Source organism: Pseudonocardia nantongensis (genome assembly GCF_046546495.1).
Classification (GTDB): Bacteria; Actinomycetota; Actinomycetes; order Mycobacteriales; family Pseudonocardiaceae; genus Pseudonocardia; species Pseudonocardia nantongensis.
The window spans coordinates 1-7,911 of sequence record NZ_JBKGXT010000041.1; the positions used below are offsets into that span (position 1 = coordinate 1).

At 71.8% G+C, this 7,911-nt stretch carries 9 protein-coding genes and 3 pseudogenes; 10 read left to right on the plus strand and 2 right to left on the minus strand.

What is annotated here, in order from left to right; all coding sequences use genetic code 11:
• From ACLFMI_RS26580 to ACLFMI_RS26615, 8 genes are all read left to right on the plus strand, one after another.
• Nucleotides 1-337: transposase (locus ACLFMI_RS26580; protein ID WP_410950709.1), on the plus strand; the 337-nt coding region annotated here is incomplete at its 5' end.
• A 168-nt stretch (nucleotides 338-505) separates the two neighbouring features.
• Nucleotides 506-640: a hypothetical protein gene (locus ACLFMI_RS26585; protein WP_410950710.1), complete on the plus strand. Its 135-nt coding sequence runs from the start codon at nucleotides 506-508 to the stop codon at nucleotides 638-640.
• Nucleotides 641-738: 98 nt separating this feature from the next.
• Nucleotides 739-1,041, plus strand: a complete 303-nt coding sequence (locus ACLFMI_RS26590) for an urease subunit gamma (RefSeq protein WP_410950711.1) — start codon at nucleotides 739-741, stop codon at nucleotides 1,039-1,041.
• 11 nt (nucleotides 1,042-1,052) lie between these two features.
• Nucleotides 1,053-1,490: an urease subunit beta gene (gene ureB, locus ACLFMI_RS26595; RefSeq protein WP_410950715.1), complete on the plus strand. Its 438-nt coding sequence runs from the start codon at nucleotides 1,053-1,055 to the stop codon at nucleotides 1,488-1,490.
• Nucleotides 1,487-3,196, plus strand: a complete 1,710-nt coding sequence (locus tag ACLFMI_RS26600; protein WP_410950712.1) for an urease subunit alpha — start codon at nucleotides 1,487-1,489, stop codon at nucleotides 3,194-3,196. Before ureB ends, ACLFMI_RS26600 begins: the two co-directional genes overlap by 4 nt.
• Before the next feature lie 12 nt (nucleotides 3,197-3,208).
• A complete protein-coding gene (locus tag ACLFMI_RS26605) occupies nucleotides 3,209-3,877 on the plus strand; it encodes an urease accessory protein UreF (protein ID WP_410950713.1) in 669 nt (222 codons plus the stop codon).
• On the plus strand, nucleotides 3,870-4,550 hold the full coding sequence (gene ureG / locus ACLFMI_RS26610; protein WP_410950714.1) for an urease accessory protein UreG: 681 nt from the start codon (nucleotides 3,870-3,872) through the stop codon (nucleotides 4,548-4,550). The genes ACLFMI_RS26605 and ureG overlap by 8 nt, the downstream gene beginning before the upstream one ends.
• 116 nt (nucleotides 4,551-4,666) lie before the next feature.
• Entirely contained in the window at nucleotides 4,667-5,317 is a 651-nt protein-coding gene (locus ACLFMI_RS26615; protein ID WP_410950716.1) for an urease accessory protein UreD, read from the plus strand.
• On the opposite strand, the pseudogene ACLFMI_RS26620 reads toward ACLFMI_RS26615, so the two are convergent.
• A pseudogene (locus ACLFMI_RS26620) lies at nucleotides 5,272-5,523 on the minus strand (helix-turn-helix domain-containing protein); the annotation flags it as partial. The gene ACLFMI_RS26615 and the pseudogene ACLFMI_RS26620 sit on opposite strands and share 46 nt — an antisense overlap.
• A 360-nt stretch (nucleotides 5,524-5,883) precedes the next feature.
• Here ACLFMI_RS26620 and ACLFMI_RS26625 point away from each other — a divergent pair.
• A pseudogene (locus ACLFMI_RS26625) lies at nucleotides 5,884-6,906 on the plus strand (IS110 family RNA-guided transposase); the annotation flags it as partial.
• A gap of 501 nt (nucleotides 6,907-7,407) precedes the next feature.
• Complete coding sequence (locus tag ACLFMI_RS26630) at nucleotides 7,408-7,788, plus strand: LysR family transcriptional regulator (protein ID WP_410950717.1); 381 nt, start codon at nucleotides 7,408-7,410, stop codon at nucleotides 7,786-7,788.
• Between the two features lie 24 nt (nucleotides 7,789-7,812).
• On the opposite strand, the pseudogene ACLFMI_RS26635 reads toward ACLFMI_RS26630, so the two are convergent.
• Nucleotides 7,813-7,911 (minus strand): annotated as a pseudogene (locus ACLFMI_RS26635) (IS5/IS1182 family transposase); the annotation flags it as partial.

The following is a 7,911-nucleotide window of genomic DNA, read 5'->3' on the forward strand; positions in this document are numbered from 1 at the left end:
CGGATCCGCGTTCCCCACCGCCGGGCACCTGGCCGCCTACGCTGGACTCGCGCCCGTGACGCGCCGGTCCGGGACCTCGATCAAGGGCGAGACCCGCTCCCAGCGCGGAAACCACGCGCTGAAGTCCGCGTTGTTCCTGTCCGCCTTCGCCAGCCTCGCCGACCCCGTCAGCCGCGCCTACTACGACCGCAAACGAGCCCAGGGCAAACGACACAACGCCGCCCTGATCTGCCTCGCCCGCCGCCGCACCGACGTCCTGTTCGCCATGCTTCGCGACCGCACGCCCTACGCCCCACCGACAGTCACCAAGCCCGATCCGGCGCTCGCTGCGGCTTGACAACCACATAGAGACACCCCCCCGGGTGAGGACTTCTTCGTCCGGTCGGTCGCCCACTACCGGGGCCCGGGTCGCCCGGTTCACCGCTCAGGAGGTGATCCACAGTCGCGAGCACGACCGGCTCAACGAGGTCTTCCGGAAGCGAGGGTTCCCGGACCTACGACGCGGATGCCGGTGTTCAACCACCCACGCTTCCACCCCGACAAGCACGACACCCGGGCGCTGGAGGAGCAGTGGCGGGAGATCCTGTTCGGGGCCCAGGGCTCGCCGGCCGGGCAGCTGCGCCGCCCGGCCCGGGGCTGACCTCCTCCCCGGGGACGGCGGCTGCGCGCCTCGTGAGTCCTGCCGGTCCGGATGTCCGCTGCTACCGTCTTGATCACATGTGCGATTGGCGGTGACGTATGAACTTCACTCCGTCCGACACCGAGAAACTGCTGCTGAGCGTGGCAGGGATGGTCGCGCGCGACCGGTTGGGCCGGGGCGTCCGGCTCAACCACCCGGAGGCGCTCGCGCTGCTGTCGTGCTGGGTGCTCGAACGCGCCCGGGAGGGGGCAGGAGTCCCCGAGTTGATGAACGACGGGCGCCACGTGCTCGGTCGGGATGAGGTCATGGAGGGTGTGCCGGAGATGATCCCCGACGTGCAGGTCGAGGCCACGTTCCCCGACGGGCGCAAGCTCGTCACGATCACGGAGCCGATCCAGTGATCCCCGGCGAGGTGCGCGTGGCCGGGCAGCCGGCCGAGCTCGAGACCGGTCCGGCCTCGGACTCGCTGGTGATCGTGAACGACGGCGACCGGCCGATTCAGGTGGGGTCGCACCTGCACCTGCCGGACGCCAACCCGGCCCTGAGCTTCGACCGGGACCGCGCCGCCGGCCACCGGCTCGACATCCCCTCGGGCACGTCGGTGCGGTTCGAGCCCGGCGTCAGTCGCACCGTGGACATCACGGAGCTGGGTGGCCGCAAGTACGTGCCGGGGCTCCAGCTCCACGCCGGCGACGAGCTCCCGACCCACGGGCGCGGACCGCGACCGGTGGTGCCCTTCGGTGCGCCGGGGAGCGAGGTGGGGCAGACGCCACGTGCCGGCGGTAAACGGGTGCGCGTCAGCGAACAGCCCGCGGAGCCGGGGGCGGACGACGACGGGAGGCAGGCGTGAGCCGGATCGATCGTCGGGAGTACGTACAGCTCTACGGTCCGTCGGAGGGGGACCAGGTCCGGCTCGGGGACACCGACATCTGGATCCAGGTCGAGCGGGACCTGACCTTCGGTGGCGACGAGGTCGCCTTCGGCGGCGGCAAGGCGATCCGCGAGTCCATGGGCCAGGGCCTGACCACTCGCGACCAGGGTGCACTCGACCTGGTGGTGACCAACGTCGTCGTCCTGGACCACTGGGGTGTCGTCCGGGCGGACGTCGGTGTCCGGGACGGACGGATCGTCGCGGTGGGCAAGGCGGGCAACCCGGACGTGATGGACGGGGTCCACCCCGAGCTTCACATCGGACCGAGCACCGACGTGATCGCCGGCGAGGGCAAGATCCTCACCGCCGGTGCGGTCGACACCCACGTGCACTTCCTCAGCGAGATCGAGATGCGCGAGGCGCTGGCGACCGGGATCACCACCGTGGTCGGTGGCGGGACCGGGCCCACCGAGGGCTCCAAGGCCACCACGGTCACCCCGGGTGCCTGGTCGCTGGCGATGATGCACCGCGCCCTCGACGAGGTCCCGCTCAACGTCATCCTGTTCGGCAAGGGCAGCACGGTCAGCTCCGAGGCACTGGAGCAGGAGGCGCGCTCCGGTGCCGGGGGCTACAAGATCCACGAGGACTGGGGCGCCACCCCGGCGGCGATCGACGCGGCCCTGCGGGCGGCCGACGACTTCGGACTGCAGGTGGCGCTGCACGCCGACAGCCTGAACGAGACCGGCTACGTGCAGCACACCCTCGACGCGATCGCCGGCCGCGGGATCCACGTGTTCCACTCCGAGGGTGCCGGCGGTGGTCACGCCCCGGACATCATCGTGGTCGCGGGCGAGTCCAGCGTGCTGCCCGCCTCGACGAACCCGACGTTGCCGCACACGGTCAACACCGAGGCCGAGCACCTGGACATGCTCATGGTGGCCCACCACCTCAACCCCCGCGTCCCGGAGGACCTGGCCTTCGCCGAGTCCCGGATCCGGGGCACCACCATGGCCGCCGAGGACATCCTGCAGGACATCGGCGCGATCTCGATCACCTCCTCGGACGCCCAGGCGATGGGGCGGATCGGTGAGTTGGTCAGCCGCACGTGGCAGGTCGCCCACGTGATGAAGCACCGGCGCGGAGCGCTGGGCGGCTCGCTGCCCGCCGACAACGAGCGCGCCCGCCGCTACGTCGCCAAGTACACGATCTGCCCGTCGGTGGCGCACGGCATCGACCACGAGATCGGGTCCGTCGAGCCGGGCAAGCTGGCCGACCTCGTGCTCTGGGACCCGGCGTTCTTCGGGATCCGGCCGATGACGGTCCTCAAGGGTGGCGCGATCGTCAGCGCGGCGCTCGGCGATCCCAACGCGGCGATCCCCACGCCGCAGCCGGTCTTCATCCGGCCGGCGTTGCCGAGCAACCCCGGGTCCGCGGCCCACCTCGCGACGACGTTCGTGTCCCCGCTCGCGATCGAGGACGGGCTCGGCGACCGTCTGGGACTGCGCCGCCGGCTCACCGCGGTCCGGCCCACCCGCGGTCTGGCCAAGGCCGACCTGCCGAACAACACGGCCCTGCCGAGGCTGGAGGTCGACCCGGAGACGTTCGCGATCTCGATCGACGGTGAGCGGGTGCGGCCCGAGCCGGTCAGCGAGGTCCCCCTCGCGCAGCGCTACATGATGTTCTAGGGGCAGGCGACGATGCCGGCCGAACTCGGGGCCCTACTCCTCGCCGACGGGCGGCTGCCCACCGGCGGGCACGCCCACTCGGGCGGGCTCGAACCCGCGCTGCAGGTGGGGATGCGACCGGACGATGTCCCCCGCTACATCGAGGCCCGGCTGCGGACCGTCGGGCTGGTCGAGGCTGCTGCCGCCGTGCTCGCGCTGCGTTGCGGTCGCACCGCCGGCGCGGACGTCGACGAGGTGCAGGTCGCGCTGCGGGCCCGGATGCCCAGCGCACCGGCCCGCACGGCCTCCGAGCTGCTGGGCCGCGGGCTGGCCCGGCTGGCCCGGCGGCTGTGGCCCGAGCACCCCGCCGTCGCCGCGCTCGACTCCCTCGGCGCGCCACCGCTGCGACCGGTGGCGCTCGGGATCGTCGGCGCGGCCGTCGGGATGTCCGACGCCCAGGTCGCGCGGGCGAGCCTCTACGACGACGCGCAGACGGTCGCGGCCGCGGCGCTGAAGCTGCTGCCCGTGGACCCGACCGACGCGACCCGCTGGCTGCTCGACGCCGGGCACACCCTGGAGGAGATCGTCGCGCGGGCCCTGACCTGCACCGGCCCGGACACGATGCCGGCCACCACCGCCCCGCTGGTCGAGCAGTACTCGCTCGACCACGAGTCCCGCTCGAGGAGGATCTTCGTTGCCTGAGCACCCCACCCGCCCGTTCCGCCTCGGCGTGGCCGGCCCGGTCGGCACCGGCAAGAGCACGGTGCTCGCCACGCTGTGCCGGGAGCTGTCCGCCGAGCTGTCGATGGCCGTGGTCACCAACGACATCTACACCGACGAGGACGCGCGCCTGCTCCGCGCGGCCGAGGTGCTGCCCGTCGAGCGGATCAAGGCGGTGGAGACCGGGGCCTGCCCGCACACCGCGATCCGCGACGACATCACCGCGAACCTGCTCGCCGTCGAGGACCTGGAGACCGCGTTCGCGCCGCTGGAGCTGGTGGTGGTCGAGAGCGGCGGGGACAACCTGACCGCCACGTTCAGCCCCGGCCTGGTCGACGCCCAGATCTTCTGCCTCGACGTGGCCGGCGGCGGGGACGTGGCCCGCAAGGGCGGTCCCGGCATCGAGCGTGCCGATCTGCTGGTCATCAACAAGACCGACCTGGCCCCGCACGTCGGGGTCGACGTCGACCGGATGGTCGACGACGCCGTCGCCGTCCGGGACGGGCTCCCGGTGCTCGCACTGAGCCGGCAGGATCCCGCCGCGATCGCCCGGCTCTGCGACTGGGTGCGCCAGGTCGTCGACGGGTACCGGGCGGGACACCACGTCGCCCACGACCCCGGCCCGATGGCGCCGCACACCCACGCCCACCCGTGAGCCGCGACGCACCCGCACGGATCGTCGTCGAGAAGGCCGGCTCGCGGACGCGCATCACCGAGCTCACCGCGAGTGCCTACCTGCGGCCGCGGCTGCTGGCAGGCGACGGTCCGCGGGTGGCACTGGTCGCCGCCTGCGCGTCCCTGCTCGCCGGTGACCACCTGCGGCTGGAGGTCGAGGTCGGTGCGGGCGCCTCCCTCGAGCTGGTCGAGCCCTCCGGGACGGTCGCCTACGACGCCCGTGGCGGCCGGGCGGACTGGACGGCGTCGATCCGGGTCGGCGAACGTGGCCGGATGGTCTGGGGTGGGGCGCCGTTCGTCGTCGCCCACGGCGCGGACGTCCACCGGCACACCGGGATCGAGCTGGATCCCGGTGCCGCGATCCTGCACCGGGAGACGCTCGTGCTGGGACGCAGCAACGAGTGTGGCGGAGCGCTGCGGTCGACCCTGTCCGCCGTCCGGGAGGGGCGCCCGCTCCAGGTCGAGGAGCTCGACCTCGCCGATCCGGTCCTGCGTTCCTCGCCCGCCGTGCTCGGGACCCGGCGGGTGCTCGCGACCGCCACGCTGCTGGGGTGCCGGCCCGAGGAGCTCGCCGACCCGCACGAGACGTCCCTCGACGGGCCCGGAGCGCTGCGGCGCGAGCTCGCCGACCACGCCCACCTCGCCGAGGACGCGCTGGAGCCGACCTGGGCCCGGTGGAAGGCGCTGACGGTGAGGGTGGGTGCCACGGCGGCGAGCAGGTCGAGCGCCTCCCGGACGTACCGGTAGACCGTGGAGGTACCGATCTCGAAGCCGCAGGCCAGGTCGGCGTAGGTCTCGCCCCTGCGCAGGTACGCCACGACCAGCAGGGCCTGGCGACAGGCTGGCAGCTTGCGCCAGCGGGTCCGGCGCTTGTTGCGGTGCGCTCGTAGCGCACCAGCAAGCACGCCGAGGGCGCGGCTGGACACGGTCATCCCGGACGGGCAGGACAACACCTCGAAGCTCCTGGCTGGACGTTCTGGTCTCAGCAACCGCCCGTCTACCAGGAGCTTCACCCATTCGAGGTCACGCCACGCTGCACCCCGCTCTGACCTGCCCGTCCAGCAGGTTGGCAAAGGCTCAGTGAGTATGAGAATGCAGGTGGCGTTGCTGTTCCGGGTGGGACCCTCCGGAGATTGACGCGCACTCGGCTGTCCTGGGCAGGAGTAGTCGACTCGTGCAGCGGCGCCGCCTGCGCATGCGACCGGGCGGTATGACCTCATAGAGCCTGTGCGAGAGGCACCCATCACTGTCGTGTCCGCCGCGCCGGCCGCAGCGCGCTGAACCCACCGGTACGAGCCGAAACAGGTACAGCGATGCTCAGCATGACAACGTCGAACGGCCCTGTCACGGGCGGAATCGACACCCACAGCGAGGTCCACCACGCCGCGGTCATCGACCATCTCGGGCGCCCCCTGGGCGACCGGCAGTTCCCGGCGACACCGGGCGGCTACCGCGCCCTGCTGCGCTGGATGGGCGCTCACGGCGACCTGACCGGGGTCGGGATCGAAGGCTCCGGCACCTACGGCCTCGGCCTGCTCCGCCACCTCACCGAGGCCGGCGTGAGCGTCGTCGAGGTCGACCGCCCCAACCGCCAGCTCCGCGCCGCGCACGGCAAGTCCGACGCGATCGACGCCTACGCCGCCGCCCAGGCCGCGCTGGCCGGCACCCGCTGCGGGATCCCGAAGACCAGAGACGGGATCGTGGAAGCGATCCGCGTGCTGCGCGTGACCCGCCGCGGCGCGGTCAAAGCCCGCACCCAGACGATCAACCAGCTCAAAGCGCTGGTGCTCACCGCACCGTCCGAGCTGCGCGAGGACCTGCGCCACCTGGCCACACCCGCCCTCGTCCTGGCCTGCCCCAGCCTCACGACCGGTGGCCCGCTGCACGACCCCGGTGCCGCCACGGTCCTGACGCTGCGCCGCCTGGGCGCCCGCCATCAGCACCTCAGCGCCGAGATCCGAGACGCCGACCGTGACCTGCACCAGCTCGTCACCGACGCCGCGCCCGGACTGCTCGCCCTGGTCGGGGTCGGCACCGAGGTCGCCGGCCAGCTGCTCACCACCGCCGGGGACAACCCACAGCGGATGCGCTCCGAGGCCGCGTTCGCCCATCTCTGCGGCGTCGCCCCGATCCCGGCCAGCAGCGGCAAGACGATCCGCCACCGTCTCAACCGCGGCGGCGACCGCGGCGCGCACAACGCGCTCTACACCGTCGTGTTGTCCCGGATGCGCTGCGATCCGCGCACGCGGGCCTACCTCGACCGGCGCACAACCGAAGGCCTGTCCAAGAACGAGATCATCCGCTGCCTCAAGCGCTACCTCGCCCGCGAGCTCTACCAGGCACTCGTCACACCACCCCGTCCTCGTCGTCCCAGCTCACCCAGCGACGCAGGTGGGCGGGTCAACCCTGAAACGCCGCAGGCGCGCGCAGGGGGTATAAGCGCCTACCTGCGCCGCGGACCATCCCAGCGGACGAGGACAACACCCCGCTCATCGCCCTTGACAGGACATAGGAGCATCCTGCCCGGCCGGCGAGGGCCCGCACTTGACCGTTCGACACCCAGGTGTGCGCAGGAACCGCCAGCTTGGAAGGCCTCGCCAGACTGGCGCTCCCCGGCACTGGCCAAGAGTGATAGTCGACGCAACACCTCGCCGTTGACCGCCGCGGGTTCTGTTGGCGCCCAACAAGTTCATAGTACGACGAACTGTGGCGTCGCGGGCAGGCATGCTCGGCCTGAACGGTCGTGTTACCTACCGCCGGGCTGGACAACGCCATCGCTACCGGAAGCAGCAGGCACTCTGCCCACGACGCCCAAGACGCGCATGAGGAGCACAGCAATGGATGTTCGACAGGTCAGGCAGTTCCTGGCGGTCGTGGATACCGGCAGCGTCCACGCCGCCGCTACGCAGTTGCTCGTGGCCCAGCCGTCGGTCTCCCAGACCTTGCGCCGACTCGAGCACGAGTTGAATACCGAGCTGTTCCACCGTACTGGCCGGCGCATGGTCCTAACAGTGGCAGGCCGCGCCTTGGTGCGCCCGGCCCGTGATCTGGTCCGGGCGTTGGACGTCGCCCGGGCAACGGTCGAGTCTGCCGACGGGCTTCAGGCTGGCAGGCTCGCGATTTCCTCGATGCCGTCTCAAGCCGTTCACCCGCTTCCGGCTCTGATCGGTCGCTTCCGGGACGCGGTCAAGTCCTGTGGCGTGGTGTGTGACGGCTGAGAGCGTGTTGTGAAACCTCGTGAGTCAGTTCTCGAGGTCTTCTGCTAGCCGGCGGGCAGCTTCCTTCTCGACGTCGCTTCGAGGCTCGGGGAGCTGCTCGCCAGCCAGCCGGGCGGACATGAG